The organism is Bacillus sp. FSL R9-9492, assembly GCF_038007365.1.
GTDB classification, from domain to species: Bacteria; Bacillota; Bacilli; order Bacillales; family Bacillaceae_G; genus Bacillus_A; species Bacillus_A mycoides.
Window position 1 is genome coordinate 2,963,363 of record NZ_JBBOXC010000001.1, and the last position, 25,673, is coordinate 2,989,035.

At 33.0% G+C, this 25,673-nt stretch carries 35 protein-coding genes and 1 pseudogene; 18 read left to right on the forward strand and 18 right to left on the reverse strand.

The features are described 5' to 3' along the window. Positions 1-93: 93 nt before the first annotated feature. The gene (locus tag MKY70_RS15135) at positions 94-1,869 is read right to left on the reverse strand and encodes an SgrR family transcriptional regulator (RefSeq protein ID WP_341026391.1); all 1,776 of its coding nucleotides are present in this window, start codon (positions 1,867-1,869) and stop codon (positions 94-96) included. Between the two features lie 62 nt (positions 1,870-1,931). On the opposite strand from MKY70_RS15135, the gene MKY70_RS15140 reads away from it, so the two are divergent. Then, positions 1,932-3,137, forward strand: a complete 1,206-nt coding sequence (locus MKY70_RS15140) for an MDR family MFS transporter (RefSeq protein WP_078176546.1) — start codon at positions 1,932-1,934, stop codon at positions 3,135-3,137. A 14-nt stretch (positions 3,138-3,151) separates the two neighbouring features. Here the strand turns inward: MKY70_RS15140 and MKY70_RS15145 are convergent, their stop codons facing one another. From MKY70_RS15145 to MKY70_RS15180, 8 genes are all read right to left on the reverse strand, one after another. Further along, positions 3,152-3,856 (reverse strand): YjgB family protein, encoded by a 705-nt coding sequence (locus MKY70_RS15145; protein ID WP_341024967.1) that lies wholly within the window; start codon positions 3,854-3,856, stop codon positions 3,152-3,154. Between the two features lie 24 nt (positions 3,857-3,880). Then, positions 3,881-4,726 carry a DUF5700 domain-containing putative Zn-dependent protease gene (locus tag MKY70_RS15150; protein ID WP_002165597.1) on the reverse strand — a complete coding sequence of 282 codons (846 nt, stop codon included), beginning with the start codon at positions 4,724-4,726 and terminating at the stop codon, positions 3,881-3,883. A gap of 253 nt (positions 4,727-4,979) precedes the next feature. Beyond that, complete coding sequence (locus MKY70_RS15155; RefSeq protein WP_002084959.1) at positions 4,980-5,375, reverse strand: hypothetical protein; 396 nt, start codon at positions 5,373-5,375, stop codon at positions 4,980-4,982. A 92-nt stretch (positions 5,376-5,467) separates the two neighbouring features. Beyond that, complete coding sequence (locus MKY70_RS15160; RefSeq protein ID WP_002013368.1) at positions 5,468-5,710, reverse strand: GlsB/YeaQ/YmgE family stress response membrane protein; 243 nt, start codon at positions 5,708-5,710, stop codon at positions 5,468-5,470. A gap of 124 nt (positions 5,711-5,834) precedes the next feature. After that, complete coding sequence (locus MKY70_RS15165; RefSeq protein WP_002013369.1) at positions 5,835-6,800, reverse strand: nucleoside hydrolase; 966 nt, start codon at positions 6,798-6,800, stop codon at positions 5,835-5,837. 77 nt (positions 6,801-6,877) lie between these two features. Beyond that, a complete protein-coding gene (locus tag MKY70_RS15170) occupies positions 6,878-7,066 on the reverse strand; it encodes a DUF3970 family protein (protein ID WP_002013371.1) in 189 nt (62 codons plus the stop codon). A gap of 69 nt (positions 7,067-7,135) precedes the next feature. Further along, positions 7,136-7,921, reverse strand: a complete 786-nt coding sequence (locus tag MKY70_RS15175; RefSeq protein ID WP_149190612.1) for a class I SAM-dependent methyltransferase — start codon at positions 7,919-7,921, stop codon at positions 7,136-7,138. 218 nt (positions 7,922-8,139) lie between these two features. Further along, positions 8,140-8,478: a hypothetical protein gene (locus MKY70_RS15180; protein WP_002127815.1), complete on the reverse strand. Its 339-nt coding sequence runs from the start codon at positions 8,476-8,478 to the stop codon at positions 8,140-8,142. 485 nt (positions 8,479-8,963) lie between these two features. Here MKY70_RS15180 and MKY70_RS15185 point away from each other — a divergent pair, with 485 nt between their 5' ends. From MKY70_RS15185 to coaW, 8 genes and pseudogenes are all read left to right on the forward strand, one after another. After that, positions 8,964-9,116, forward strand: a complete 153-nt coding sequence (locus tag MKY70_RS15185) for a YqbF domain-containing protein (protein WP_078176551.1) — start codon at positions 8,964-8,966, stop codon at positions 9,114-9,116. Between the two features lie 169 nt (positions 9,117-9,285). Then, positions 9,286-9,720: pseudogene (gene exsC, locus MKY70_RS15190) on the forward strand (exosporium protein ExsC). 305 nt (positions 9,721-10,025) lie between these two features. Continuing rightward, positions 10,026-11,228, forward strand: coding sequence for an MFS transporter (locus tag MKY70_RS15195; protein WP_341024972.1), 1,203 nt, complete (start codon positions 10,026-10,028; stop codon positions 11,226-11,228). A gap of 264 nt (positions 11,229-11,492) precedes the next feature. After that, on the forward strand, positions 11,493-11,795 hold the full coding sequence (locus MKY70_RS15200) for a hypothetical protein (protein WP_088033482.1): 303 nt from the start codon (positions 11,493-11,495) through the stop codon (positions 11,793-11,795). Between the two features lie 178 nt (positions 11,796-11,973). Further along, positions 11,974-12,342: a hypothetical protein gene (locus MKY70_RS15205; protein ID WP_002013381.1), complete on the forward strand. Its 369-nt coding sequence runs from the start codon at positions 11,974-11,976 to the stop codon at positions 12,340-12,342. Positions 12,343-12,518: 176 nt separating this feature from the next. After that, positions 12,519-13,718 carry an LL-diaminopimelate aminotransferase gene (locus MKY70_RS15210; protein ID WP_341024976.1) on the forward strand — a complete coding sequence of 400 codons (1,200 nt, stop codon included), beginning with the start codon at positions 12,519-12,521 and terminating at the stop codon, positions 13,716-13,718. Positions 13,719-13,773: 55 nt separating this feature from the next. Further along, entirely contained in the window at positions 13,774-14,172 is a 399-nt protein-coding gene (locus MKY70_RS15215; RefSeq protein WP_341024978.1) for a 3-hydroxyacyl-ACP dehydratase FabZ family protein, read from the forward strand. A 27-nt stretch (positions 14,173-14,199) separates the two neighbouring features. After that, on the forward strand, positions 14,200-15,021 hold the full coding sequence (gene coaW, locus MKY70_RS15220; RefSeq protein WP_088033480.1) for a type II pantothenate kinase: 822 nt from the start codon (positions 14,200-14,202) through the stop codon (positions 15,019-15,021). Positions 15,022-15,036: 15 nt separating this feature from the next. Here coaW and MKY70_RS15225 read toward each other — a convergent pair whose 3' ends face one another. Further along, the gene (locus MKY70_RS15225; RefSeq protein ID WP_341024980.1) at positions 15,037-15,546 is read right to left on the reverse strand and encodes a 2'-5' RNA ligase family protein; all 510 of its coding nucleotides are present in this window, start codon (positions 15,544-15,546) and stop codon (positions 15,037-15,039) included. Between the two features lie 189 nt (positions 15,547-15,735). Here MKY70_RS15225 and MKY70_RS15230 point away from each other — a divergent pair, with 189 nt between their 5' ends. Further along, positions 15,736-16,854 carry a hypothetical protein gene (locus MKY70_RS15230; protein ID WP_341024982.1) on the forward strand — a complete coding sequence of 373 codons (1,119 nt, stop codon included), beginning with the start codon at positions 15,736-15,738 and terminating at the stop codon, positions 16,852-16,854. A gap of 34 nt (positions 16,855-16,888) precedes the next feature. Here the strand turns inward: MKY70_RS15230 and MKY70_RS15235 are convergent, their stop codons facing one another. The 5 genes from MKY70_RS15235 to MKY70_RS15255 form a co-directional block, all read right to left on the reverse strand. Further along, on the reverse strand, positions 16,889-17,368 hold the full coding sequence (locus MKY70_RS15235; RefSeq protein WP_002136841.1) for a CcdC family protein: 480 nt from the start codon (positions 17,366-17,368) through the stop codon (positions 16,889-16,891). Positions 17,369-17,400: 32 nt separating this feature from the next. After that, positions 17,401-18,066, reverse strand: a complete 666-nt coding sequence (locus MKY70_RS15240; protein WP_341024986.1) for a DUF4052 family protein — start codon at positions 18,064-18,066, stop codon at positions 17,401-17,403. Positions 18,067-18,068: 2 nt separating this feature from the next. Continuing rightward, positions 18,069-18,941, reverse strand: a complete 873-nt coding sequence (locus MKY70_RS15245) for an ABC transporter ATP-binding protein (RefSeq protein WP_341026393.1) — start codon at positions 18,939-18,941, stop codon at positions 18,069-18,071. Further along, complete coding sequence (locus MKY70_RS15250) at positions 18,941-19,318, reverse strand: GntR family transcriptional regulator (RefSeq protein WP_341024988.1); 378 nt, start codon at positions 19,316-19,318, stop codon at positions 18,941-18,943. Before MKY70_RS15250 ends, MKY70_RS15245 begins: the two co-directional genes overlap by 1 nt. 168 nt (positions 19,319-19,486) lie before the next feature. Next, the gene (locus MKY70_RS15255; RefSeq protein ID WP_215576394.1) at positions 19,487-20,080 is read right to left on the reverse strand and encodes a DUF4825 domain-containing protein; all 594 of its coding nucleotides are present in this window, start codon (positions 20,078-20,080) and stop codon (positions 19,487-19,489) included. 440 nt (positions 20,081-20,520) lie between these two features. Here MKY70_RS15255 and MKY70_RS15260 point away from each other — a divergent pair, with 440 nt between their 5' ends. Genes MKY70_RS15260 through MKY70_RS15290 form a run of 7 tightly spaced genes read left to right on the forward strand, consistent with a single transcriptional unit; the run spans position 20,521 to position 21,677 of the window. Beyond that, a complete protein-coding gene (locus tag MKY70_RS15260) occupies positions 20,521-20,661 on the forward strand; it encodes a YrzI family small protein (protein WP_000156202.1) in 141 nt (46 codons plus the stop codon). A gap of 27 nt (positions 20,662-20,688) precedes the next feature. Beyond that, entirely contained in the window at positions 20,689-20,832 is a 144-nt protein-coding gene (locus MKY70_RS15265) for a YrzI family small protein (protein WP_215576395.1), read from the forward strand. A gap of 28 nt (positions 20,833-20,860) precedes the next feature. Continuing rightward, a complete protein-coding gene (locus MKY70_RS15270; protein WP_002120145.1) occupies positions 20,861-21,004 on the forward strand; it encodes a YrzI family small protein in 144 nt (47 codons plus the stop codon). Between the two features lie 26 nt (positions 21,005-21,030). Then, complete coding sequence (locus MKY70_RS15275) at positions 21,031-21,174, forward strand: YrzI family small protein (RefSeq protein ID WP_241875650.1); 144 nt, start codon at positions 21,031-21,033, stop codon at positions 21,172-21,174. A 25-nt stretch (positions 21,175-21,199) separates the two neighbouring features. Further along, entirely contained in the window at positions 21,200-21,343 is a 144-nt protein-coding gene (locus MKY70_RS15280) for a YrzI family small protein (protein ID WP_002120145.1), read from the forward strand. A 25-nt stretch (positions 21,344-21,368) separates the two neighbouring features. After that, entirely contained in the window at positions 21,369-21,509 is a 141-nt protein-coding gene (locus MKY70_RS15285) for a YrzI family small protein (RefSeq protein WP_000672237.1), read from the forward strand. Between the two features lie 27 nt (positions 21,510-21,536). Continuing rightward, a complete protein-coding gene (locus MKY70_RS15290; protein WP_241875651.1) occupies positions 21,537-21,677 on the forward strand; it encodes a YrzI family small protein in 141 nt (46 codons plus the stop codon). Between the two features lie 227 nt (positions 21,678-21,904). Here MKY70_RS15290 and MKY70_RS15295 read toward each other — a convergent pair whose 3' ends face one another. After that, positions 21,905-22,990 carry an AI-2E family transporter gene (locus MKY70_RS15295; RefSeq protein WP_060749010.1) on the reverse strand — a complete coding sequence of 362 codons (1,086 nt, stop codon included), beginning with the start codon at positions 22,988-22,990 and terminating at the stop codon, positions 21,905-21,907. 149 nt (positions 22,991-23,139) lie between these two features. On the opposite strand from MKY70_RS15295, the gene MKY70_RS15300 reads away from it, so the two are divergent. Beyond that, positions 23,140-23,961 carry an HNH endonuclease gene (locus MKY70_RS15300; protein WP_060749009.1) on the forward strand — a complete coding sequence of 274 codons (822 nt, stop codon included), beginning with the start codon at positions 23,140-23,142 and terminating at the stop codon, positions 23,959-23,961. Positions 23,962-24,189: 228 nt separating this feature from the next. Here the strand turns inward: MKY70_RS15300 and MKY70_RS15305 are convergent, their stop codons facing one another. Both MKY70_RS15305 and ssuD read right to left on the reverse strand, forming a co-directional pair. Further along, positions 24,190-24,282, reverse strand: coding sequence for a putative holin-like toxin (locus tag MKY70_RS15305; protein ID WP_001289318.1), 93 nt, complete (start codon positions 24,280-24,282; stop codon positions 24,190-24,192). 144 nt (positions 24,283-24,426) lie between these two features. Further along, complete coding sequence (gene ssuD, locus MKY70_RS15310; RefSeq protein WP_341025002.1) at positions 24,427-25,539, reverse strand: FMNH2-dependent alkanesulfonate monooxygenase; 1,113 nt, start codon at positions 25,537-25,539, stop codon at positions 24,427-24,429. Between the last annotated feature and the right edge of the window lie 134 nt (positions 25,540-25,673).

Genomic DNA, 25,673 nt, shown 5'->3' on the forward strand with positions numbered 1-25,673 from the left:
AACATGTAGCGTAACAATGTGCAAAACAAACTTCATTTCCATACAAAAAAGGTTCTTACACATCTTACTAAAATGCATAAGAACCTTTATATATCAAACCTTAAACCATATTTGATAAAAATCAATCCAACCTTGTGGATTAATCATTATATTTTGCACTTTTTCGTGTGAACTTACTTGCTGTTTGTTACGATATAAAGGAATTGTATGAATTTGACGTAACAATGTGTCTTCAATATCGTGTAACAGTGTCATCCGTTTCTCTAATTGATTCTCTATAAAATAAGACTGCAATACTTCGTTAAATTTTATATTGCTATGTTGATGAATAAAGCTGTTTTTTGTAAGAAACATATATAGTAAACTTTCTTCAATACGCTCACTAATTGTCGCACTATCATGTATTATATCAGCCTTTTGTATCGTACTTGTTTGCAATAACTCTTTTGTTTCAAGAAAAACGACTTCAATAGTGACGCCATACTTCGCACACTCTTTTTGTATCCAATATGAGTCTTCAACATGATCTTGTTCTGTAAATGTATATAGTCGCAGTGTTTCATTACGGTAAGAGCTCTCTTTAATAAGCGTATATATGTCCTCATTTATATGTATAGTGCCACCCTTTGTTAGAACCAATTCTTCTGCTATTTCTCCGCGCGCTCCTTGCAATTCCTCGATAAGCGCATTGCTATGAATGATTTTATATAGAGCTTTCCGAAACATCGTGTTTTGCATAGGTCCTTCTTTTGCGGTATTTAATGTAATGTATGTTACATTCGACTCAAGTCTAGTTAGTTCTTTATGATGCTTTTCTATATTGTTATAGTGTGCTTTCGCTAAAATATCGCACGTATTTACGCTTTGCTCTACATTCCATAATTCAATTCGATCGAGAAATGGTCGCTCGCGAAAATATAAATCATTTGCTTCTAATACGAATACATCCTCATTCTTTTCACATAATCGAAACGGTCCAGTACCGATTAACCTTCCATCTCCATCTTCATTTACAATAGAACACTGTTCTGTACTTAAAGCATGTAAAAACAACTTATTATCTGTAGATAAACGAATCTGCACAATGTAGTCATCAAGAATATGTAAACTTTCAACGTGCTGCAACATCCACGCATGCGGATTATTTTTCGCTTTCAAGAATCGTTTAAATGTATGTACAACGTCATAAGCAGTAAATTCTTTCCTGTTATGAAACTGAACACCTTTTCGTAAGTAGAAGGTCCACATATATTTCTGGTCATCATATTCCCAATAAAACGCAAGTCTTGGCTCTACACTGTTTGTATTTCCGTCTATATACACTAACGTGTCGTATATATGCTTTACCATATGACATTCCGAACGCATCGTAGCGTATACAGGATCTAATGCAATATCTAGATTCATTTGGACTTGCAAACGTAGCACATCTCTTCTCCCTTTAGATGTCCTTTCGACTTGATAACCGAATATCGAATCAATCCACGTTTGAAATTGCGTTTGAAGTGATGGAAAATACGAGCTATATCTTTCAATAAATGCACTTCCACTTTTTACGTCCCCTTGTTTCGTTATTTCTTTTCCTCTTTCTAAAATTAAAGAAAGTGGATGTTTTTGAAATAACAACTTTGAACGATTTCCTCTCCCTCGGCCTGGAAACCACATAATCCAATTAAATTCTTCTAATTTTTTTATGATTAATTTACTATTTCGCTCTGTACAAAATAATGTTTCAGATATATTTTGTATAGTTATTTCTAATTGTTCTCCCTCTGCTCTCCCATTTCCATACTGGAGCCACAGGTGCATATATTGCTCCAAAATAATCATAAAACGCCCCCTAAAAGATGAAAAATCTTCCTCTTTCATTCTACCCTTTTTCATTTCTGGCTTCCATCTTATCATTTCAATATAGAAAGGAGGAAATAAAAATGAAGTATCTTTTAAAACGTTATAATAAGCCTATTCTCATTCGATTGTTCGGTGAATTGTTAGTCCGAACGACTGAAGCGATGTTAGCTATCATTTTTATCGTTCATGTTAATAAAGCGTTAAATGGTAATGTCATCGTTACAATGCTTCTTTTCGGATTACAGCCTCTCGCTGATATTGTGTTTACATTAATCGCTGGGGGTGTAACAGATAAATACGGCCGAAAGAAAATAATGTTACTCGGATTACTTTTACAAGCTTTTGCCGTAAGCGGCTTCGTTTTTGCTGAATCGGTCGCCTTTTTCGCCTTATTGTATGTAGTAAATGGTATTGGACGCTCTTTATATATTCCGGCACAGCGAGCACAAATCGCTGACTTAACGAAGGAAGAACAACAGGCAGAAATATTTGCTGTTCTGCATACTACGGGAGCAATCGGCTCTGTAATTGGCCCATTAATCGGCGCCTTTTTCTATACTAGTCACCCTGAGTATTTATTTATTTTGCAAGGTGTAGCCCTTACGCTATATGCTATTCTCGTTTGGACGCAGCTTCCTGAAACGGTCCCACTCAGACAAAGCGTTAATAAAACTAAAGAAGTATATTCGCCAAAACAATTTATTTCAAAGCATTATGCTGTGTTTGGACTTATGGTTTCTACACTACCTATTAGTTTTTTCTACGCTCAAACCGAATCAAATTATCGTATATTCGCCGAAAGTGTATTTCCAAATTTTTTATTCATACTCGTATTTATCTCAACTTGTAAAGCAATCATGGAAGTTATGCTCCAAATTTTCCTTGTGAAATGGTCTGAACGATTTTCTATGCCTAAAATCATTGTTATTTCCTATACTTGCTATACGTTAGCTGCGATTGGCTACGGTTATTCCACAACAATATGGTCATTATTCTTCACATTGCTCTTTTTAGTAATTGGGCAAAGTATAGCTTTGAATCACTTACTACGATTCGTTTCACAAATCGCTCCAAGTCATAGACGCGGATTATATTTTTCTATATACGGTATACATTGGGATATTTCAAGAACTTTCGGGCCTTTTGTAGGTGCATTGTTATTAAGTAAATTAAACGGTAGTACTCTATTTTATATTTGCGCCTTCTTATTAATAATCGGTGGTATCATTCAAGCTTTTTTTGTTCAATCGTTAGAAAGAAACAAAACAAAAGAGCTGTCCCTATAGGAACAGCTCTTCATTTAACCTGCCATTTTATTAATACTATCCTCCGGTGAGAACACAGAAATATGATGTACTTTACCAGTTGACTTTGGAATAACGAATTTCAATTCAAATTGGTCATTTACTTTATAAACGTATATTTTGTCATTACCATTTACTTTAACAGACGCTGGTTTTCCTAAAGCCTTTTCGATTTCTTGCAACGTAATCGATTTGAGTTCTGAATGATATGAGCGAACGTCAAAGACTTGAGATCCTTTGTTAAAGCCAAATGCTACATTTTTACTTGTAAAAGTTGCATACATCCCGTTGCCTGCTTGATCAGTTTTATCTGCTTTTCCCCACTTTTTTTCTATTTCCTCGATGTCACCTGTATGTGCTGCATATGGTACGTTAGGTACTTTACCTTCTTTCGCTTGCTCAAATAAATCTTTTACATGGTTAATTGATTTTTGATTAAGCACTGTATTTTTCGTATTAGACTCCGTTGAAGGTTTTACCGATTCTTGACCTTTTGGTTTTTCCACAGGTTCATTCTCTTTTTTGGGAGCAGTCTCTTCATTCTTTTTACCCGTTTCTGACGTATCACTCTTTTTTTCCGTACTATTTTCTGATGTTGAATTAGTTTGCTTCTTTTCCTCAGCGTTAGTACATGCGGTTAAAGCCGCTACACACGTTAAGGTTAGAAAAAATATAAGTACTTTCATATATACTTTCATCATTTTCAGCCTCCCTCTTCAACATATTCACTTTTGTAACCATTCCATTACACTACTCTTTAAATTATTTTTAGTCCAAAAAGTAAGTGCTTCGCTTTCCCCGAAAGTATTCACAATATACTCCATATACGATGTTCCTAAAAAATAACCGAGTCGGTTGCATCCGAAATAAGTCCCTCCTGATAAACGGAACCATTCTTTCTCTTTTTCATCTGTCCACCCTTTAACATAATCTTGTAAAAAATGTTTCTTAATATGATCTTTATGTTCTTCATAGCAATACAACCAATCGTCACCATCATTATCATATGAATAATAGACTGATTTACTTAATCCTTTAGCTATTCTTTGCGATAAATATGTCGCGACTCCCTCACGATATAAACTAACCGCTGCATCAGTCCATTGTGCTTTAGTCCAATCCATTCCACTCTCTTGCAATACGAAATTATGATATATATGACCAATTTCATGAGCAACGATAACACGAAGATGCTCCCTTTCAGGAGATAATTTTTCTGCCGAAAGAAATATATCCCCAATAATATCTCTTTCTACAAATGCATTGGAGCCAAACCCACCTACAAATAGATGAAAAGTCAAATCTATATTAAAACCAAATTGAATGTGATACTCCTCACTAATTTCTTGAATAATAGATGGTAAAGTTTCCGAAATAATACGGATGTCTTTTAGTTTTTCAGGATATTTTTTAATTGCACTAGAAAGACGTTCTTCCGTCTTAGGACAATGATAATTAAAATACTCTTCAAATGCTTCTGGATACATATCATAATATTTGTCCAAGTCATGTAATCCTATATCATCGCTTTCCAAAAGCTTCAAAAAGCTTGGAATTGTATTGTTAATCATCTTATTCATCTCCTTGTATACACCTTCTCTCCATACTCGCTATATCCTTTTTGTAACTTGAATTAAACTGTCACAAAGGCTCCTTTAAATGCAAAAAACCAGCAGAAAGTGAATACTCATTCTCTGCTGGTTTAATGTTTTGTTCCTTCTGAATCTTATTCAAATCATTTGTCATGATCAGAAATTCATTAAGATTACCTATTTATATAATTAAAAAAGCTGTCCTATTAAAGGACAGCCTCAATTATGTATTTTATACTTCGATAGATTTACCGTCTTCAACGATATGGTAAAGTAAGTGCGCTAAATGATGAATTGGACCATTTTCTTCCTCTTCTTCATTTGTCTCACCTTGGAATTCAAGATCATTTAAGTATAGTGCTAAAAATTGATAGAACAATTTCAAATCAAATCCGTAGCAAGCACTTGGTTCTTCATGATCTCCTTCATATTGTAACATTAAGTATTGTTCGTTTCCTTCTGTATCTTCAGCATCAAAGAATACGAAGAAACCAACGTTTGTATCTAAATCAAATAGATGACGAGTACCTTTTTCTGTTGCTTTCTCGAAGTCCTCTTCACTTAATTTATGTACTGTTGTTGCCTTTGCATTATCCTCTTGATGAAAATTTACTGTAAATGATTTCAATGCTGACACCTCCTGATTGTATAACAGTAGCATAACAGATTAGACAACATAATACAAAGGGACTGCTTACAAATGTAAACAGTCCCCTGTATTCATTTCCGCATTGCACGGAATATAAAGCTTACGATGAAAATCAAAACAATCGCGCCTATTAAAGCCGGAACAATCGCATATCCGCCTATAACAGGTCCGAATTTACCAAGTAACGCTGTACCAAGCCAAGAACCGACAATACCTGCAATAATATTACCGATTACACCGCCAGGTACATCCTTCCCAGTAATTAAACTTGCAAACCATCCTAATATACCACCAACGATTAAAGACCAAATCATATCATTTCCTCCTTTATAATTGACCAATAAAAATTATAATCAGAAACAATTGCTTACCATTAGTTATGTTACATTTTTCGTAAGTTATTCGTCTTATGAAAATCATTCAAATCTGCTCACCCTTTTAAGGACAATCTGGCTTCAATATTGTTCTCATAAATTCGTCTTTAAACGCTTGATAATTAAATTCAACGGCAATTTTTTGTATAGGACGATTATCAAACGTCGTTGGCTCAGCTATTTTTCTAAAATCTGCAACACTTTGACCTCTCGTTACATCATTCGTCGTACTAATCCAAACTGCTGATTTTTTATATTCAAAAATATCATCATTTATAAATGAAATGAACGGAAGTAAATCGTGAATCGGACTCCCAGCAATACCTGGATATTCTTTTTTGTAAAAGTTCTCGTAATAAAAATCGATCATTGGCTTTATGAGTTTCGCCTGCCCTGTTCCTTCTTTATCAATAATATCGACCATTTCAGGGGTAATAAGAGCACGCTGCGTTACATTTAACGGATATATTGTAGCATTCTGCGCATATTTCATAACGATATTCGCGGCAATTGGATCGCCGTAAAAATTAGCTTCTGATACAGGTGTAACGTTTCCCGGAAATAGAAAAGCACCGCCCATTATATAATAAGAACATACTCGATTCATTAAATTGGGGTACAATAAAAATAATGTTGCAAGTGTTGTTAATCGTCCCGTCGCCACTATAATAATATCTTCTGGACAAGGCTCAATTAATTTAATCAATTCACAAAAATTTTCTCTGTCACAAATTCTCATTTTCGGTGGAATAATTGGACCTAAACCGTGATCCCCATGAATTTCAGGGAAAAACAAAGGTTCTTCAGCTGTCATTGGTCTACTGGCACCTTCAATAATCTTCACTTTTGTAGCATAGTATCTTTCTAAAAAATAAACATTTTCCGTAACAATTTCTCTTGATACATTTCCATACTCTGCAACGATACCGATAATATCTAATTTGCATGTTTTATTCGCATAAATTAACGTTACTGCATCATCAATACCAAAATCTCCGAAAAAGATTATTTTTTTATTAACTTTCCTCACCCCTCTCCAGCATAATCTACTATTATTATTATGCGAAAAAGACAAGGCGGTGAAACAGAGATAATTAAAAAAGCCGCCTATTTATTGGCGACTTCAATCTTTTTATAAGATAAATATGCTAGTACACTTTTGCTTGAATCATATTTCGGATTATTCCCTTTTCTCGGTTCTCTCATATGTGTTTTTTCAAACCCAGGAATGTCAGGCATTTTCTCTAAAAATTCAAGCATCTCTTCCTCAGTTCCCTCAATACGTACACGAATCATTATTACTATTCCTCAATTCTCATTTTCTCTGTACTAAGTATATCGTACATCAGAAAGACTGCAAGAAATTTATCTTTTTAATGTTGAACTTTTTTTACATACGAACAGTGCCATTTCAGTATAAAACGATTCTATTTTATTGTTTCCAAATTGAATTTTGAAAAATTCTTGCATTTCATTTGATGTTTTCATCATACACTCTGTTAACTTTACACGTTTTTGCATAGGAACATCCATCATATCGCACCACCAATCAAAATCGAACTTCTTGTCAAAAGTATGACATGACTGCATTTGCAAACCATGTTTTTCTAATAAAGTAATCCATTCTGTTTTTTTCAAAGCTCGTTCATGGCTTGGATCTCTCTTCTTTTCGATAAAGTTATAAAATGTATCAAACTCATTATTTTCTGGTGAAACGTTATCAATTAATATAAATAATCCATTATCTTCTAACGTTCGATTTACTTCAAAAATAAATTGCAAAGGATCAACAAAGTGATGTGCTGCAATTCGGCATGTAATTGTATCAAAGGAATCATCAGCAAATGGTAACCTTTCTGCATGTCCTGCTACAAATGATACATTTTCATGTCCGTTCCCTTCTATAAAACCTTTTGCTTTTTCTAACATTTTTTCTGTTAAATCAAGAGCGACTACCTCTTTGAACATTGGGGCTAACAAATTAGCAACATGTCCACCACCAGTAGCAATATCAAGAAGACGAGTATTATGACGAGTTTCAACTTGCTTAACTACATATTGTAAATCCAGTCCTTTTGCATGAATTTTACTTTTCACATACTTCTCTGCATTACTACCAAATTGTTGTTTCACAAGTTCTTCTTTACTCACTTTTATCATCTTCTTTCTATAAAGTATTATATTTAATTTATAAGTTCTCTTTATATAATTTCAAATCCTCTTTTAGTTTAATCTCGTCTCTTGTATTAGAGACCTTCTATCAAAAAAATTTAACTCTTTTATTTTTAAGCACAAAACAAAAAAGGTTATGGGGAATTATCCCACACCCCCACAAAGTATCTCTTAAATTTGAGGATCTTCTTACACGTCTAATCCCCCTGTAACTTCACAATAACTTCTACTTCGCTATTAGTAGCCTCTCTTGCATGCAATCCATATTGGTCCATGCCAATCCATATCCACCCAGGACTATCATAAAGAATATCTATGTTGAAATGCTTCAACTTAGTAAGCTCTGACCTAATAAATTTATCCCTACTAGCGATTTCCTTATCAAGCAAGCCATATTCTTTCCCATTTTCAAATAGCGCTATCATCTTTCCTGCAAGTGGATGTATACGAACTATAAAGTGATATTCTTTTTCATTTATATTCGCTACAATCGTATTAGAATCAGGTACATCACATCTAGAATTCGGCATATTCATATCGGTCAGCTCCTTTATTGATTTCATTAATATCGTAACATGTTAATATTTAGATATAATTAATATAATGTAAAAAATATAAAAGCTGACTTCCCATTATAAATCAGCTTTTACACATTGTTTATCTTTAAACCTTTTTACAAATTTTATAATGTTTCTTTCTCTTCATCATTTCCGGAAACTAAATCTCCTAAAACATCCACCGTAACTTCAACTACAAATTCACAAATCCCTGCTACAACTTCTCCAATTACTTCCTCCATCTTTCTACCCCCTTGTCTTATGGAACCTATTTGTAGTATAGAAGATACTGGTTAATTTTAACTATCGGCAAAGGTGACAAAAACATTACAGATTTGTAAGCTATTTCAATGTTTTTTTGAATTTATACTTCTCCCCTTTGAAACTTTAAGTATTATTAACAACCAGATAGGTCATCATAATATAAAGTATTTAAGAATCCTAATTTAAAGGAGGCGTGTAAAATATACTACGTAAAACTAATTAAAGGTCAATCTTTCTATGCTTTTGATCATCGTTTCTTAATATCCGAAGAAAAAGAGGTTTCAGAGAAAATTTTTAATTACTTACGCCGGAATGAATTCTTCGAAGTACGTAAAGAGGAATACTCTGCCTAATGTACAAACAGCATCGAGAAACAACTCACAGTATTGTGACTCTTTCTTGATGCTTTTATATTATCGCCCCATATTCAACTTTATTCTCAATTCTATTAACATCTTCTAGTATATGTCTAAGCTAATTTATCGTTACTTTCATATTTTAGTATATGAGGAGGTGACAAATATGACTCATATCATTGATTACCAAGCTACTCAACCAATAAATAAAACGGGTGAAACAACTTTTGTAATTCCCCATTCCCCAAACAAAGCAATTCTAGCAAATATTAAATTAAAAATTTCAAGAAGCGATTCACGTAATAATCGAGTAGAATTAATCGCTACAGTTGGAGTTAAAGGTATAACTGATATATCATAAATATTATTTAGAATTTTCCGTGACAACACTGAAATTTTCAACACGCAAGTAGGTATTGAATCTACAGATTCAGAGCAATTCTACGCTCAAACATTTCAAGCTATTGATAAAGATGTAAGCTGCGGGACTCACGAATATTCATTAACTGTGGAAAATCTAACAAATGCTGCAAGTGCAGACGTTGTTGGCCCTCTATCTTTTAGTGGTTTAGCTATTGGACAAGATCATAAGTGTTGCTAAAGGAATCTATTGTTTGATGTTGCATTTGAGAAAAGTGAGACGTAGTAACTACGTTCTCACTTTTTTATTTTCTCTATGTTTTTCTTTATTTTCAATTTGTATTTAATCAAGAGTTTTTCACATTTTGAATTACTTATTTCATCATATAATTAATCAAATTTTCAACAAATCAAAAAGATTGAAATTCACTAATGAAACACGTAATATAGACTCTGACTCTAAAAAAGTTCGTTAAAAATAATACATAAAATAAGGAGGTTTTATATACGAGTTTTTCATTTTAAAAGACAGAGAGGTTTTACATTATGTGGCGTAATAAAAATGTTTGGATTGTGTTAATTGGGGAGTTTATTGCTGGTCTAGGGTTATGGCTTGGTATTCTTGGTAATCTTGAATTTATGCAAAAATACGTCCCTTCTGATTTTATGAAATCCGTTATATTATTTATCGGACTGTTAGCTGGCGTTCTAGTTGGTCCAATGGCTGGGCGTGTCATTGATCAATATGAAAAAAAGAAAGTTCTTCTTTACGCTGGATTTGGTCGTGTTATTAGTGTTATTTTCATGTTTTTCGCTATTCAATATGAAAGTATCGCCTTTATGGTTGCTTTTATGATTGCACTTCAAATTTCAGCAGCATTTTATTTCCCTGCATTACAATCTGTAATTCCACTCATCGTTAATGAACATGAGCTATTACAAATGAACGGTGTACATATGAATATCGGTACAATCGCTCGTATTGCAGGTACTTCACTAGGTGGCATTCTTTTAGTTGTAATGAGTTTACAGTATATGTATGCCTTCTCAATGGCAGCATACGCTTTATTATTCCTCTCAACTTTCTTCCTACAATTTGAAGATAAAAAATCCGCTACATTAAGTAAGCAATCAGCTAAAGATAATAGTTTTATAGAAGTATTCCGTATTTTAAAAGGAATTCCTATTGCTTTTACAGCACTTATATTAAGTATTATCCCTCTATTATTCATAGCTGGATTCAATTTAATGGTTATTAACATTAGCGAAATGCAACATGACCCAACGATTAAAGGATTCATATATACAATTGAAGGTGTAGCATTTATGTTAGGTGCCTTCGTTATTAAACGTTTATCTGATCATTTCAAACCTGAAAAGTTACTATACTTCTTCGCAATTTGTACCGCTTTTGCACACCTTTCGTTGTTCTTTAGCGATATTAAATGGATGGCACTTGCCTCATTTGGTTTGTTTGGATTTAGTGTAGGCTGCTTCTTCCCTATTATGTCGACAATTTTCCAAACGAAAGTCGAAAAAAGCTATCACGGACGTCTCTTCTCATTCCGTAATATGTTTGAAAGAGTTATGTTCCAAATTGTCTTACTCGGCACAGGCTTCTTCTTAGATACGATTGGATTACAGTATATGGTTCTAATTTTCGGAGTCATTTCATTGGTGATTATTTCCATTTCTCTTTCTAAGCAGAAACAATTTGAAAAACAATCATCACAATCTGCGAATTTATAAAGTGAAACTTTAATCAGTGGGGGTTTTGTTCATCTCCCACTGATTATTAGTCCTTACCAATCGGGCTTTTACGGGTATTTACCCACCAAACCGCCTTGTATTCGCCGAATTTTGAGGTGGGCGTCTTACTGCCCGCAAATAACAGGATAAAACTAATATTTCTTAAGAATGGATCCACCTTTATATAGTACGAATATTTAAAGGTGGATCGCCTACTGTTTTCGAATACAATAAACAATAGATTTTTCAAAAGGAGCTGTGGAAATGTCTGTTGGTATCCAATTATTAATTACCCTTCTGTTTTCATTCATTATGTTTGGCGCCCTTAATTTTTTAGCCATTTCCCTATCCCAAAATAACTTTAAAAGAAGAATTGTTGCAGGTTTCTTATTTTTACTGTTAACTCCCATTATCTTTTTGACTACTACAGCATTCGCTTCCATATTCGATAAAGGTGGATTTGGCGCAGCTAACCTACCCTTTATTATTGCAAATATGTATGTTGTAAATGGAATTGTCATCCTTCTTTCCGCTTCATTTATCCTCAAAAGACATAACATAAGATAGACCGTTAGGCATGAATCTGGCATTACACTAGATTCATGCCTTTTTATTTTGAAATCTCACCCTTCTCCAAATTTTTATGTGAAATTTAGTAATTCTTTATAAAAATTTAAACTTTATTTTTTACAATATTCCTATCGTATTCGCACGTTTATAAATACTAATAAGAAAGGAGTACACAATGAAAAAGTTTCTACTTATTTTTCCTATATTAGTCGTTCTACTTAGTGGATGTAGCAATAATGATATATACGGCTCTTGGGAAATCATTGATAATAAAAATGGTGAATGCCCTGTATATTATAAATTTGAAACAGTTGTAAAAGAAGAAAAGAAAGAACAGGTTGTTCACAATTTAGTGGAAATGCAAACAACAAATAAAAAAGAGGATTTATTTAAAGGATCGTTTGTTAAAAATTCTAACGTGTATCGTATTGATTATGGTAACTCGTTTACATCAGATCAATCTTTAAAAGTTGTCGATAATAAATTAAATGTATACTTTTTTACAACTGAAAAAACATGTACATATAAAAAAATAAACAATTAATCTTCATTTATAACGTAGAAAATATTTTCTACGTTATTTTTATATTTCCCCTTATTATCCTCCCTCTAAATTTGTCAATCATTTTAATTTTCATAAAAAAATGATAAAATGTAAACATGTGTTTTCAGAATAATTAAAAATACAGAAAGAAAACACTGTTTTTAGGAGGGGTTTTGATGACTTACACTTTAGCAACTAGAATGAAAGCATTCCAATCTTCTATATTTAGTGAATTAGGGACCTATAAAAAAGAGAAAATTGCAGCAGGTCATAAAATGATTGATTTAAGTATCGGGAATCCTGATATGCCTCCTGCTGATTTTGTGAGAGAAGAAATGGTACATACAGCAAGTGCAAAAGAAAGTTACGGATATACATTATCTGGTATTCAAGAATTTCACGAAGCTGTAACTGAATATTACAACAACACTCATAACGTTATATTAAATGCTGAAAAAGAAGTTTTATTATTAATGGGTTCACAAGACGGACTCGTTCATTTACCTATGGTTTTTGCAAATCCGGGAGATATAATACTAGTTCCTGATCCAGGATATACAGCTTATGAAACAGGAATTCAAATGGCCGGTGCAACATCTTACTACATGCCATTAAAAAAAGAAAATGATTTCTTACCTAACTTAGAAGTTATCCCTGAAGAAATCGCCAATAAAGCAAAGATGATGATTTTGAACTTCCCAGGAAATCCAGTTCCAGCAATGGCACATGAAGATTTCTTTAAAGATGTAATCGCATTCGCGAAAAAACATAATATTATCGTTGTCCATGATTTTGCTTATGCTGAATTTTATTTTGATGGTCAAAAGCCAATTAGCTTCTTATCTGTACCTGGTGCAAAAGAAGTTGGCGTTGAAATTAATTCTTTATCTAAAAGTTATAGTTTAGCTGGTAGCCGTATTGGTTATATGATTGGTAACGAAGGAATTGTCGGCGCGCTTACGCAATTTAAGTCTAATACAGATTACGGTGTGTTTTTACCAATTCAAAAAGCTGCATCCGCTGCATTACGACACGGCGCTGCATTTTGCGAAAAAAACCGTGGAATTTACCAAGAACGTAGAGATACTTTAGTGGACGGATTTCGCAAATTCGGTTGGAATGTCGATAAACCAGCTGGAAGTATGTTCGTTTGGGCTGAAATTCCGAAAGGATGGACTTCGCTAGAGTTCGCTTATGCACTTATGGATCGTGCAAATGTCGTTGTCACACCAGGCCATGCATTTGGTCCTCATGGCGAAGGTTTTGTTCGTATTGCACTTGTTCAAGATAAAGTAGTATTACAAGAAGTAGTTGAAAACATTAAAAACAGCGGTATTTTCTCTATTGAAAAAATAGAAGAATTAGTTAAGAATTAATAATAACCCCCCTGCTTAACTTTAGCAGGGGTATTATTATTCCTGGAGGTACGATATGAATATTAAAGATACTCTTCCCCATCGCTATCCATTTTTAATGATTGATAAAATTACAAACGTTAAAGAATCTCAATCGGCTACAGGATACAAACTGATTACAAATAACGAGTGGTTTATTAATAAAAATCAAAACTATATGCCTCATATGCTAATTGTAGAAGTACTCGCTCAACTTAGTGCTTTTGTAAGTACAGGTGAATCTGAAGGACTTGGTTTCCTCTCCTCTTTAGATGGGGTGGAATTTCATGAAAATGCGTATCCCGGTGATAAACTTGACTTACATTATGAATTAACACGTAACAGACGAGGTTTTGTTCTTGGGAAAGGAATTGCCTCTGTAAACGGTCAATCAATCGTTACCATTGAAAAGCTATTAATATATCAAGCTGATTAAACAGATTACATAGTAAGGGGTAGGGAAATGCGGAATGTTGTTGGTATTGATGCTGGGGGAACATTAACAAAGATTGCTTACTTTAACCTAGAGAAAAAATTATGTTTTGAAAAATTTTATTCATACGAACAAGAAAGAATTAAAGAATGGCTTCAAAATCATAATTCAATTACACAATTATGCATTACAGGTGGTAAAGCTAAACAGTTAGAACAACTCCTTTCAAGTTCATATAAAATAGTAGAATTAAACGAGTTTGAAGCTACTTTAGCAGGAGTACGATACATACTAAAAGAAGAAAAACGTGCTATAAACAACTTTGTATTAACAAATATCGGTACAGGTACTTCCATTCACTATGTTCACGACAATCAATATGTTCGTGCTGGTGGAACTGGAGTTGGCGGTGGTACTATTATGGGACTTTCAAAACTATTAACAAATATAGATCATTTTGAAGACGTGATTCCGCTTACGAAAATTGGTTCAAGAAACAGTCTAGATATTACAGTTGGAGATATTTATGGCGGGATTCTCTCCCCTCTTGATAATAACTTAACTGCTAGCAATTTCGGAAAAGCGACCATTACAGACTCAAATTATAGTAGTTCAGATATACTAGCTACCGTTCAAGGACTTGTCGGTGAAGTCATCACAGCATTAAGTCTTCAATTCGCCGAAGCAAAAAATATTGACCATATCATTTACATCGGTTCTACTCTATGTAATAACGTACATCTTCAAAATATTATTAGTAGCTATACAGAATATCAAAACAAAATACCAGTCTTTTTACAAGACGGCGGTTATAGTGGTGCAATTGGTGCTTTACTTCATAGTTCGAAATAAAAAAGCTGACTTTTGTCAGCTTTTTTGCAATGGTACTTCAAATTCAATAATTGATTCTCCATTCTCACCAATTCGTTCCACACTAATTCTATCAATTACACAATTTAACTTCTCATGAAAACTAGGAATATCCTTTACTACTTTAGTTGCTAACTCGGCACTTTCTTTTCTCCCAACTGTTACATGTGGTATGTATGGAATATCCGTTCTCAAAAATTGTAGTAAAGGACCTGTATACAATCTATCGTGCAATTCTTCTATTTTTTCTTTCCCTCTTTCAACTTCCAAAAATAGATACTCTCCCTTGCTACTTATCCGGTTAGCAAACTCAATTTCAATCGGATGAACCCCTTTCGCCACTTTCAAAATATGTAATTCCAGCTCATCATTCGAAATGGAACTTTCAAACGGGAATACAATTGTTATATGAGGAGAAATTAATCCGAATAAAGGATCATGCTTTTCTCTGACACTCTCTATTTCATCTATGGGCATATTATGTAAAAACAGTAGAATTGTACGCATCTCTTTCTCCTCCACTTAGTATACTTCTTTTATTTCTGTTTTTTTAAATCATAAAACAAGAACATCGCCTCTTCAATAAAAACAGGTGAAAGTTACCAAAATCTATTTCATGAAATTCATTAAAACGACTGCATATGTTTGTTATACTGAACGTCGGACTAAATTCCATTATTTTTAGGAGGACCACAATTGAGTAAAAAAGAAAAAAAACCCAGTGAGGAAATGTTAGCAAAACAAGCTATAGCTAAACTATATACTTCCTCCCCCATTATCGTAACTTGTAAAGAGGGTTATGCAGCTATTGATAAAGAGCATATTCAACTGTTCAAGTTCATATCAAAAACAAAAGAAATCTCAAGTATAGCAATATATGACTTGAAAGAATTCGATACAGTTTCAATTGACCAATATTTAATTAAAGCTGTTATGATTTTCAAAGGCATACATAAAACATTCGAGTTTATTCCAACCGAACAAACGAAAGACATCGAAAAACTTCTACAAACAAATACTGCTATTCAAATAGAAAAAATCGAACGTAAATGGTTTAATAAAATACTCGGATACCGTACACAAACAAAATGGAAAATGATTTTTGCTAGCGCAATATATTTATTTATTCTTTTTACTGTATTTAGTGGTTTTACAGAGGAAAAGGCAAAAGAAACAGCTACTGTAAAGCAATCAAAAACAACAACAGCCCCTGAACAAAAAAAGACGATAACTAATACAGAACAACCAAAAGAAAATGTATTAAAAATGGATGACGGTAGAAATGTTAATATGCTTATTTATGAAAAGTATGGTGCGAAATATCAATCTCATGAACCTACTGATACAGAATTCTTAAAAGATCAAGCTTCGATGGAACACTTTGAAAGAATGGCTCAAAAACATAACATGTCAGTCCCTGAGTACATCGAAAAAGAAGATGAAATTGTAGCTGCGAATGTTCAACGAGAGAAAGAAGAACTCGCTAAAAAACAAACTAAAGCGAGCGTTACTAATGACAACACTACAGATTCTTCTCAGTCTAAACAATATATACAAAGTATACTTAATCAATTAAATAATGACATTAATACGTGGAAATCAATGAGTGGCGGTAACTTAACTCAAACTGATGTAACAGTTATTAAAAGCGATTTAAAACTTGTACTTGAACATGTTCAAGACTTGCAAAATAAAATAGGAGCGACACCTCAAACAGAGCAATTTAAACGTGCAGTAAATGCTCATATGAGAGCATTTGAAATAGGTTCTGTTAAAGATGTTTCGAAACTTGTATTACAAGCAAATAGCCTATAAAAATAAAAACTTCTCAAATGAGAAGTTTTTATTTTTATATCACATGATTACTATTCCCGCGCCAAACTTTCCTAAACTTTATATAACAAGCAATTCTCCACGGAATAATATACGATACTGCAACTACGTAAAATAATAAACCTATTGTTTGCTGATCTAAGTCAACAATATATTGTCTTGAACCATATCTTAAAATAACAATTCCGATAAAAGTAATTAAAAAGGCAGCACTTTTTTTCGTATAAATGTTTCCGTCTTCTCTTCGCTCATAGTTTGTTAGAAATATAAGTGGGATTGCGAAAATCACCCCAATGGATGCTGCTATAGTCACTTGTAATATAGCTGGATGTACTGGACCAAAAAACAATAAAATACCCGGTGTTAAAAATAGTAATGGCCACAAAATACGTTTTCCCGTCCCCTTAATTGGCTTATACATAGATCGATAACGGCGCCAAAAAATTAGTAGTGCAACACATAAAAAGACGGTTATTAGTGAAGAAGTATCTCCCATACAGTCTTCCTTCTCTCTTAAAGTAATTGTGCTTAAATCGTATCCTCAAAAGAAACTTTACGAATAAATAGAGCGCTAATTATAAAGTATATTAAAATAAGCACTATCGAAATTGATATAAAATTAGGTATATCAAGTAACGATTTACTATCAATAAATACCAATTCTTTCAAACCTACCTTACCATAAATTGTACTCGTCAACCCCAAGAAAAAAATCACACTAAGAGCAAACCCTATCCAATTAAATCTTTTCTGAAAAATAGTTGTTAATTGAAATAAGCTAGCTAATAAAAGATAGAACACGAACTGTGCAAAGAATTGTTCGATTGTATGTGCTCCTAAATTTATATGTTTCGTTTCATAAAATGTACCTTGTAAAAGCAAAACTTGAAGAAATGAAAAAATTACTGATTGTAATATAATAAAACATACTGAACCAATAAAGAATTGTAATCTAGTAACGCCAAATGAGACAACTGTATGAAATATGTCATCTTGAACAAGAAAAACACTTGCCACAATAAATATTGCAATTGCAATAGATGAATTATTGAAGATATCATGTAAAAATGCTACCTTTAGTCCCTTTATATCAGTTGCAGTCGTTGTCCATTTTATAAGTAATGCCACACCCCAAAAGATAAGAACAGCCTTATAATGAAATTTCATATGTAACTTTAATTGTTTTAAAAGCATTTTCATTTCACCTCATTATCTGTTAGATAAATAAATAGTTTTTGCAGTGTTACTCTGTCTATTTCTAATCCTTCAGTTTCTATCAGCTCATAATCTCTAGCAGAAAGATCTTCCCATATCGCAGAAATCTCTTTATTCCCATACAACTCTTGTTTTACAACATTTTTCCCCATTAAAAAATTTGTCACTTTATCTTTATGTCCTGATATTATGTGTCCTTTTTCTAAAAAATCTTCCACAGAGGATTGAACAGCTAATGATCCTTCTTTTAATATGATTAAATTTTCTATAACATGGGACACTTCCTCAACTAAATGTGTTGATAAGATGATTGTTCGTGGATATTCACTATAATCTTCCAATAGTAATTCGTAAAACAACTCTCGATGTGCTGCATCTAAACCGGTAGTCGGCTCATCAAAAATAGTAATTGGTGCTCTACTAGCTAAACCTTTAATAATACCAACAATTGTTTGCATACCATGGGATAAATCATAATATTTTTCTTTTGCATTCAATTGAAATTTTTTAATAAGTTCCTCAGCATATTCTTGATCCCAATTTTCATAAAACATGTTACACAAATAAAAAACATCTTTTACCTTACTACTTAAATTAATGTTTTCTTTCACTTTAACAAAGCAAATTTTTTGCATCGCTTTACTATTTTCAAAAACAGTTTCGCCAAATATAGATACACTTCCACTACTTGAAATAATTTGTCCTGCAAGAAGGTTTAATAATGTTGTTTTCCCCGCTCCGTTTCTTCCAAGCAAACCATATATTTTATGTTCTTCCAATGAAATTGTTACTTCATTTACAGCTAGTTTCTTTTTATATTTTTTCGTTAAATCTTTCGTTTCAAGTGCAAACATCACCCTTTCCCCTCCTTCGTAATTTTGTGTATCATGTCCATCAATTCGTCTTTTGATATTTCTAGTACTTTTGCTTCTTCCCACACTTTAGGTAAATACTCGGTCATAAAAGTCTTTTGTCTTTTTTTTAGTACGACTTCTTTTGCTCCCTTTGCAACAAACATCCCGATCCCTCTCTTTTTATATAAAATCCCCTCATCCACTAGTAGATTTACTCCTTTTGCTGCAGTGGCTGGATTAATTTGTAACATCTTCGCAAATTGATTTGTCGATGGAACTTGTTCTTCTTCAAGTAATATGTCTTTTAAAATATCAGATTCAATGGTTTCTGCAATTTGTATGTATATTAACTTATTTTGTTCTAGAGTAGGTTTCATGATTTCACCACCTTAGGTTCCTAGGTTCATTACTTATGTAATTAACCATAGCACAACGTTATATTTTTCCCATAATTTTCATCAAAAAAAGAATCATTCGATACTGAATGACTCCCTTTAAAAAATGTCCGTATTTTCAATCGTTAAATAACCACATCTTCCTCCATATCACTTAGATTCCCGCACAGGATGTTCATTAAAAAATTGCTTTCGAAAATCTTTATTATTAACTAGCTTTTCTATTTTTTCTTGATTACCGTAAAAGAAATTCATTACGATTCCCTTATTCCATATAAGATCATCCTTTGGCAAATCATTAAATTCTTTATACAGTATGGGTAAAAGTTCTTCTCTTTTTAATGCAAAACTTTGATTTTCAATCTGAAACTCATACCCTTTCGCATTCGGTACTAAAACTGCAAGATAAATAGCATTAAAGAGTAAATTCTTCTTCATCGTATCCTTCCCATCAAACCAATACGTCTCAATCATTTCTTCTGTAAGATTTCCATTCTCTTTTGCACCATATTCCACTTTAATATTTTCATTTTCTAAATTTAAACTTTGAACTGTTTCACCACCAGGTAAGTTTGTAACAATCGCAATAACGTCGGAATTATTTCCAACGTATGTCCCCGTATATTTTTTAAAAACCCCAGGTTCAATATGTGATATTTCTTTTATTTGCTCCCCATTAGAACAAGCAGTAACAACTAATAAAATTGTTAGCATAATACCTGCTATTCTATTCATATAGTTCATTAGACACCACCAAGTTCTATTTATTATCCAATCTATACAATGTATCCTTTAAAAATCCCTTTTAAATATACGCATTTTAATCAAAATTAAAAATTTTCAATTTTTATGTTTACAATTATCCATTAATTGTATATAATTACTAACGTAAGAAAAATATTCTAAAAGGAGGTCGAAGGAAATGATGAAATTACAATTACATGCTTTAACTTTAGCGTTAACTGCATCTGTGTTTTTCGGACAATTAAATATGAATTCGACCACCATAATGGAGAATTAAAATCGTACTTTATTTCTTTTAATTCATAAATTCGCCACAGGAGGTCGTATACTTTCCTGTGGCTTTTTCACGCCCAGCCATAGGAGAACGACATCTTCCTGTGGCTTTTTTGTGCGATTTTTTAGTCTCATACATTATTTTTTAAAGAAAGGAGCAACATTCGATGACTATTAGCGTATTGTTTTTAAGTATTACGATTCAAAGAAATACACTTTCCAAAGCTGAAATTCTTCATAATGAACAAATTACAAAAGCTATGAATGATGTTAAGGAGCGCCAAGTGCTTTATTGCGATCACCTGTAATTCCTTTTCGAAAGGAGGAATTCGTCTATGACTTTTCATATTTTCTTTTTTACGACAGCACTTCAGAAAAAAACGTTATCTGAAACTGAAATCTTTCGTAAACAACAATTAAAACAAACTATGGATAAAATAACGGACATTAAAAGTTCGTATTATACACAAATGTATTAAAAATATTTTTTAAAGGGGCAATATCCTAATGAAATTTAAGGCTTTCTTTTTAACGATTACCATTCAAAAACGTAAACTTTCAAGAGATGAAATTTCTCGTGAACAACAAATTAAAAACATTATGGATGATGTGAAAGAGCGCCAGTCCTCTTATTACAATCGTCTTTACTAAATACATTATAAAGGGGCAATATCCTAATGAAATTTAAGGCTTTCTTTTTAACGATTACCATTCAAAAACGTAAACTTTCAAGAGATGAAATTTCTCATGAACAACAAATTAAAAACATTATGGATGATGTGAAAGAGCGCCAGTCCTCTTATTACAATCGTCTTTACTAAATACATTATAAAGGGGTAATATCCAATGAAATTCAAGGCTTTCTTTTTAACGATTACCATTCAAAAGCGTAAACTTTCAAGAGATGAAATTTCTCGTGAACAACAAATTAAAAATATTATGGATGATGTGAAAGAGCGTCAGTCCTCTTATTACAATCGTCTTTACTAAATACATTATAAAGGGGTAATATCCAATGAAATTCAGAGTATTATTTTTAACTATTACCATTCAAAAAAATAAACTGTCTGAGTCTGATATGCTTCATGACCGACAAATTGAGCAGGCTATGTACAACGTAAAAGAACGACAAAGTCATTATTGTAGTCACCTGTAATTCCTATTCGAGAGGAGGAATTCATGTATGAAGTTTCACCTTTTCTTTTTAACCATTACGATTCAAAAAGAAACTATATCTGCAAATGAAGCAAAACAAGAGGAACAGTATAAAAAGATTATAGATGAAATTCGTGATCGTAGAAGCAAGTACTACACTCACCTATAATTGTTTGAAATTATATTAGAAATGAAAGGAGTCGATTATGATGTTAATGACGCGGTGTAAAGAAATGATTTGGATAGTTCAGAGGGATTCCACGTAGTTTATTTAACAAAAATTCACTGCCTGATTTGATGTGTAAAAATATATAATAATAATAAGTATTTCATACACTCAAAAAAATAAAAGATACACCTCTTTTTTATTAAGCGGTGTATCTTTCTCAACATATTCTATTTCCGTTTACTTCGTTTCGTCTTAAACAATCTCACTAAGTTCGAAACAACTGTTTTTGTTACCGCATAAGCTGGTACTGCTAAAATCATTCCGATAATTCCCGCGAAATTACCTACCCCTAAAATAAGGATGATAATTGTCAACGGATGGATATTTAATTTTGAGCTCATAATACGCGGTGAAATGATGTTACTTTCAAACTGTTGTACGATTGTTACTATAATAATTACGTACAGAGCTTGCATCGGAGATACGAACAGACCAATAATGACAGCTGGTGCTGCTCCGATAAATGGACCTAAGTTCGGAATTATATTTGTAAATGCTGCGATAATTCCTAAAACGAAAGCATACGGTAAACCGATGATTAAATAACCAGTAAATGTAAAAGCACCAATAAACATACAAACGAGCGCTTGACCTTGAATATATGCAGATAATGTTTCGTTCGTTTCCTTTATGATACGAAGTCCTTCTTCACGGTAAGACTCTGGTAATACACTAACAGCTTTTCCTGGAAATGCATGTCCATCTTTAAACATATAAAATAAAATGAACGGTACTGTAAAGATAACTAACGCCACGTTCGTGATAATACCAAATAAAGCCGTTGCACTCGACGTAATTGTGTTTGGTATATCCTTTAAGTATTCAATCGCATTTTTCTCAATTGTTTCAATGGAAACGTAGTTTTGTGTAGATAACCATTCAAATAACCTATGATGGGATAAATCTTGTATGTATACTTTTCCCTCTTTTATATAAGTCGGCATGTTTTTCACTAAATCCATTAGCTGTTGTGAGATGGTTGGAACAACTACTCCAATAGCAACTCCAGTTAATGTGATGATAAAAAGATACAGTAGTAAAATCGCTAAACCTCTAGGTACTTTTTTATTCTCCAAAAAGACTAACAATGGGTTAAATATGAAGTATAAAAATAATGCGATTAAAATTGGGAAAAATAATGTTGATATGAAGATACCAATCGGTTGAAATAGAAACGATATTTTTGTGCAAATAAATATAATTCCTACAACCATTAGCACTTCTAATGTCCAAAAGTGCACTTTCGATTTCAAAAAAACGTCCTCCTTTAAACTAGCACTTCTCTTCATTGTACCAAATTAAACTTAGATTTCACATAATATTTTCCTTTACAATGTTCCAAAATCCTATTAAATACACTACAATGAGATTACAGACAAATTTGCAGGTAAAGGTGATAAATATGACACAATGCGTCATTTGCAGAAAAGATACGAAAGAACTTAGTGAACAATATGTCATTCCAGAGATATTATGTGGATATTATTTCACAAACTCAATTTGTGATTCCTGTCATGAACATATGACAACAAATATCGACCGTCCTTTAATTAGACATAAATTAAGTCAATATAAGATTGAGCAAATGAAAAAACAAATCGACTCCCCTCTCTATACGAATGAACATGGTGAGGAGCTAGCAGCCGCTGAGACAGATGTAGTCGAAGTAAGTGATGAGATACTTTATTCTAATGCATTAATTATGAAACTATGTAAAAAGCACGATATTTCATTACATAATGAAATTTGGAAAGAAGAGCGCGTAACAAAAGTAGCTAGTTCTATTCAACGTGAATTGCTTTTAGATAACCGTAAATATAAAATGAGTGTATTAAAAATGGCTTATACTTTTGCTGTACAAACAATTGATGGCTACTTTGACGATCCAGATGCGATTGATATTTCTACCATTCTATTAAATGCCGATTTCATGGAATTAAAGGAAAAGAGTATCGTTCGTGACTTAAGCAAAAGCTCTTTATGGAATACATTAAATACAACGAGTGAAAACCATTACTTTATTTTACTTAGTGATAAAGACGGTCTATTCTGCTTCATTCGCCTATTTGATATTTTTGATGTTGTTGTTCATTTATCAGAAAAAAGATACAATCTTCCATCACCAATTGTCGGCGTAAATAATGTAGACAAAAAAGGATTTTTTGTGGAAAGTTTAAAACAGTATATGGATGGGCTATTTAAAGAAACTACACGTTCTATTTAATCCATATAGGAACATACGGTCTCCTTTCTTCATGAAAAGACACTGTGTTATAATGAGTGTGAAAAGAACAATACAATCACATAAAACAATTAAAACCTGTATATAAATAAAAAAGACTAGTGTGCGGCTACACACTAGTCCACGTAACTTAGCAGATTGGATTGTTCATTTATCCTATTTGTTTCGTACAAACACAACAACCCACATTCTATAGGCATAGGTGGGTTGTTATTTTTTGAGCTTGTCAATTAAGACGACAATAAACGTTAACAATGCAATGAGAAACAGTCCACCTTGCAATAACAACGCAATTTCACTCACTTATTATCACCCCCCTCCTACTTTGGAGAAGTGATAATTGAACAACCAACCGTACCATAAGTTACCTCTTAATTTTATCATATTTTTTAATTGTTTACGACGAAAACTCGCAAGCTAGTAAGCTGCGAGTTTTTTTATTTTTCATTATTTTTTTAGTGCATATGCATCAGCAATCATTTCACCAACAATTTTATTTTCTTGTTTCTTTTCGTCTTTCAATAGTGGGAATAATAATTCTGCTACTTCATACGCTTCTTCTAAATGCGGATATCCCGATAAAATAAACGTCTCAATTCCTAACGCTTCATATTCTTTTATCCTCTTTGCTACTGTATGTGGATCTCCTACAAGTGCAGTACCTGCACCACCTCTTACAAGTCCGATGCCAGACCATAAGTTAGGACTTATCTCTAACGAATCCCGTGTTCCTTTATTTAAATGTGTCATCCGTTTTTGACCGACTGAATCATATCTTGCAAATGTCTTTTGGGCAAGCTCAATTGTTTCGTTATCTACATATTGAATTAACTTTTCAGCCTCTTCCCATGCTTCTTCTTCTGTTTCTCTTACAATTACATGTAACCTGATGCCGAATCGTACCGTACGCCCCTTCTCTTCTGCAAGTTTTCTTACTTCGTCTATTTTCTCTTTCACTTGCTTCGGTGGTTCACCCCAAGTTAAATATACATCACTATGTTCAGCAGCCACTTCTTTACCCGCAGCAGACGATCCGCCAAAATAAATTGGTGGATAGGGTGTTTGAACTGGAGGAAATACAACTTTACTATCTGTAACTTTAATATGCTTTCCTTCTAAAGAGACTGTTTCACCTTGCAAGGTCGATTTCCAAACTTTTAAAAATTCATCGGCAGCTTCATATCTTTCATCATGTTCAAGATATAATCCATCCCCTTGTAATTCAACAGGATCTCCTCCAGCTACTACATTAATAAGTAACCTCCCGTCTGAAATTCTATCAAATGTAGATGCCATCCTCGCTGCAACTGTCGGTGACATTAGTCCTGGTCTAACTGCTACTAAAAATTTTAATTTCTCTGTCTCGGCTGCAAGTGCCGATGCTAATACCCATGGATCTTCACAACCTTGACCAGTTGGAAGTAACACACCAGTATATCCTAAATAATCAGCTGCCTGTGCAACTTGTTTATAATAACCATATTCAGCTGCTCTTCCTCTTTTTGTCGTTCCTAAATATCGACCATCTCCATAAGCTGGAATAAACCATAACAGTTCCATATCTTTACACACCCCTTATTTATATTAAAACGTATACTAAAATACTCTATATAAATTACCCCTAATAATTTACCCCGCATTAACGGGCGGTAAGATCCTCACCTCAAAATTCAGCGAAATCAAAGAAGTTAGGT

What these genes read in the sequence shown, in the direction of transcription:
- MKY70_RS15135 (WP_341026391.1), bottom strand. Translation starts at nt 1,869, where the DNA reads ATGAAAGAGGAAGATTTTTCATCTTTTAGGGGGCGTTTTATGATTATT.
- MKY70_RS15140 (WP_078176546.1), top strand. Translation starts at nt 1,932, where the DNA reads ATGAAGTATCTTTTAAAACGTTATAATAAGCCTATTCTCATTCGATTG.
- MKY70_RS15145 (WP_341024967.1), bottom strand. Translation starts at nt 3,856, where the DNA reads ATGATGAAAGTATATATGAAAGTACTTATATTTTTTCTAACCTTAACG.
- MKY70_RS15150 (WP_002165597.1), bottom strand. Translation starts at nt 4,726, where the DNA reads ATGATTAACAATACAATTCCAAGCTTTTTGAAGCTTTTGGAAAGCGAT.
- MKY70_RS15160 (WP_002013368.1), bottom strand. Translation starts at nt 5,710, where the DNA reads ATGATTTGGTCTTTAATCGTTGGTGGTATATTAGGATGGTTTGCAAGT.
- MKY70_RS15170 (WP_002013371.1), bottom strand. Translation starts at nt 7,066, where the DNA reads ATGATTCGTGTACGTATTGAGGGAACTGAGGAAGAGATGCTTGAATTT.
- MKY70_RS15180 (WP_002127815.1), bottom strand. Translation starts at nt 8,478, where the DNA reads ATGAATATGCCGAATTCTAGATGTGATGTACCTGATTCTAATACGATT.
- MKY70_RS15195 (WP_341024972.1), top strand. Translation starts at nt 10,026, where the DNA reads ATGTGGCGTAATAAAAATGTTTGGATTGTGTTAATTGGGGAGTTTATT.
- MKY70_RS15200 (WP_088033482.1), top strand. Translation starts at nt 11,493, where the DNA reads ATGTCTGTTGGTATCCAATTATTAATTACCCTTCTGTTTTCATTCATT.
- MKY70_RS15205 (WP_002013381.1), top strand. Translation starts at nt 11,974, where the DNA reads ATGAAAAAGTTTCTACTTATTTTTCCTATATTAGTCGTTCTACTTAGT.
- MKY70_RS15210 (WP_341024976.1), top strand. Translation starts at nt 12,519, where the DNA reads ATGACTTACACTTTAGCAACTAGAATGAAAGCATTCCAATCTTCTATA.
- MKY70_RS15215 (WP_341024978.1), top strand. Translation starts at nt 13,774, where the DNA reads ATGAATATTAAAGATACTCTTCCCCATCGCTATCCATTTTTAATGATT.
- coaW (WP_088033480.1), top strand. Translation starts at nt 14,200, where the DNA reads ATGCGGAATGTTGTTGGTATTGATGCTGGGGGAACATTAACAAAGATT.
- MKY70_RS15225 (WP_341024980.1), bottom strand. Translation starts at nt 15,546, where the DNA reads ATGCGTACAATTCTACTGTTTTTACATAATATGCCCATAGATGAAATA.
- MKY70_RS15235 (WP_002136841.1), bottom strand. Translation starts at nt 17,368, where the DNA reads ATGGGAGATACTTCTTCACTAATAACCGTCTTTTTATGTGTTGCACTA.
- MKY70_RS15240 (WP_341024986.1), bottom strand. Translation starts at nt 18,066, where the DNA reads ATGCTTTTAAAACAATTAAAGTTACATATGAAATTTCATTATAAGGCT.
- MKY70_RS15245 (WP_341026393.1), bottom strand. Translation starts at nt 18,941, where the DNA reads ATGTTTGCACTTGAAACGAAAGATTTAACGAAAAAATATAAAAAGAAA.
- MKY70_RS15250 (WP_341024988.1), bottom strand. Translation starts at nt 19,318, where the DNA reads ATGAAACCTACTCTAGAACAAAATAAGTTAATATACATACAAATTGCA.
- MKY70_RS15255 (WP_215576394.1), bottom strand. Translation starts at nt 20,080, where the DNA reads ATGAACTATATGAATAGAATAGCAGGTATTATGCTAACAATTTTATTA.
- MKY70_RS15260 (WP_000156202.1), top strand. Translation starts at nt 20,521, where the DNA reads ATGACTATTAGCGTATTGTTTTTAAGTATTACGATTCAAAGAAATACA.
- MKY70_RS15265 (WP_215576395.1), top strand. Translation starts at nt 20,689, where the DNA reads ATGACTTTTCATATTTTCTTTTTTACGACAGCACTTCAGAAAAAAACG.
- MKY70_RS15270 (WP_002120145.1), top strand. Translation starts at nt 20,861, where the DNA reads ATGAAATTTAAGGCTTTCTTTTTAACGATTACCATTCAAAAACGTAAA.
- MKY70_RS15275 (WP_241875650.1), top strand. Translation starts at nt 21,031, where the DNA reads ATGAAATTTAAGGCTTTCTTTTTAACGATTACCATTCAAAAACGTAAA.
- MKY70_RS15280 (WP_002120145.1), top strand. Translation starts at nt 21,200, where the DNA reads ATGAAATTCAAGGCTTTCTTTTTAACGATTACCATTCAAAAGCGTAAA.
- MKY70_RS15285 (WP_000672237.1), top strand. Translation starts at nt 21,369, where the DNA reads ATGAAATTCAGAGTATTATTTTTAACTATTACCATTCAAAAAAATAAA.
- MKY70_RS15290 (WP_241875651.1), top strand. Translation starts at nt 21,537, where the DNA reads ATGAAGTTTCACCTTTTCTTTTTAACCATTACGATTCAAAAAGAAACT.
- MKY70_RS15300 (WP_060749009.1), top strand. Translation starts at nt 23,140, where the DNA reads ATGACACAATGCGTCATTTGCAGAAAAGATACGAAAGAACTTAGTGAA.
- ssuD (WP_341025002.1), bottom strand. Translation starts at nt 25,539, where the DNA reads ATGGAACTGTTATGGTTTATTCCAGCTTATGGAGATGGTCGATATTTA.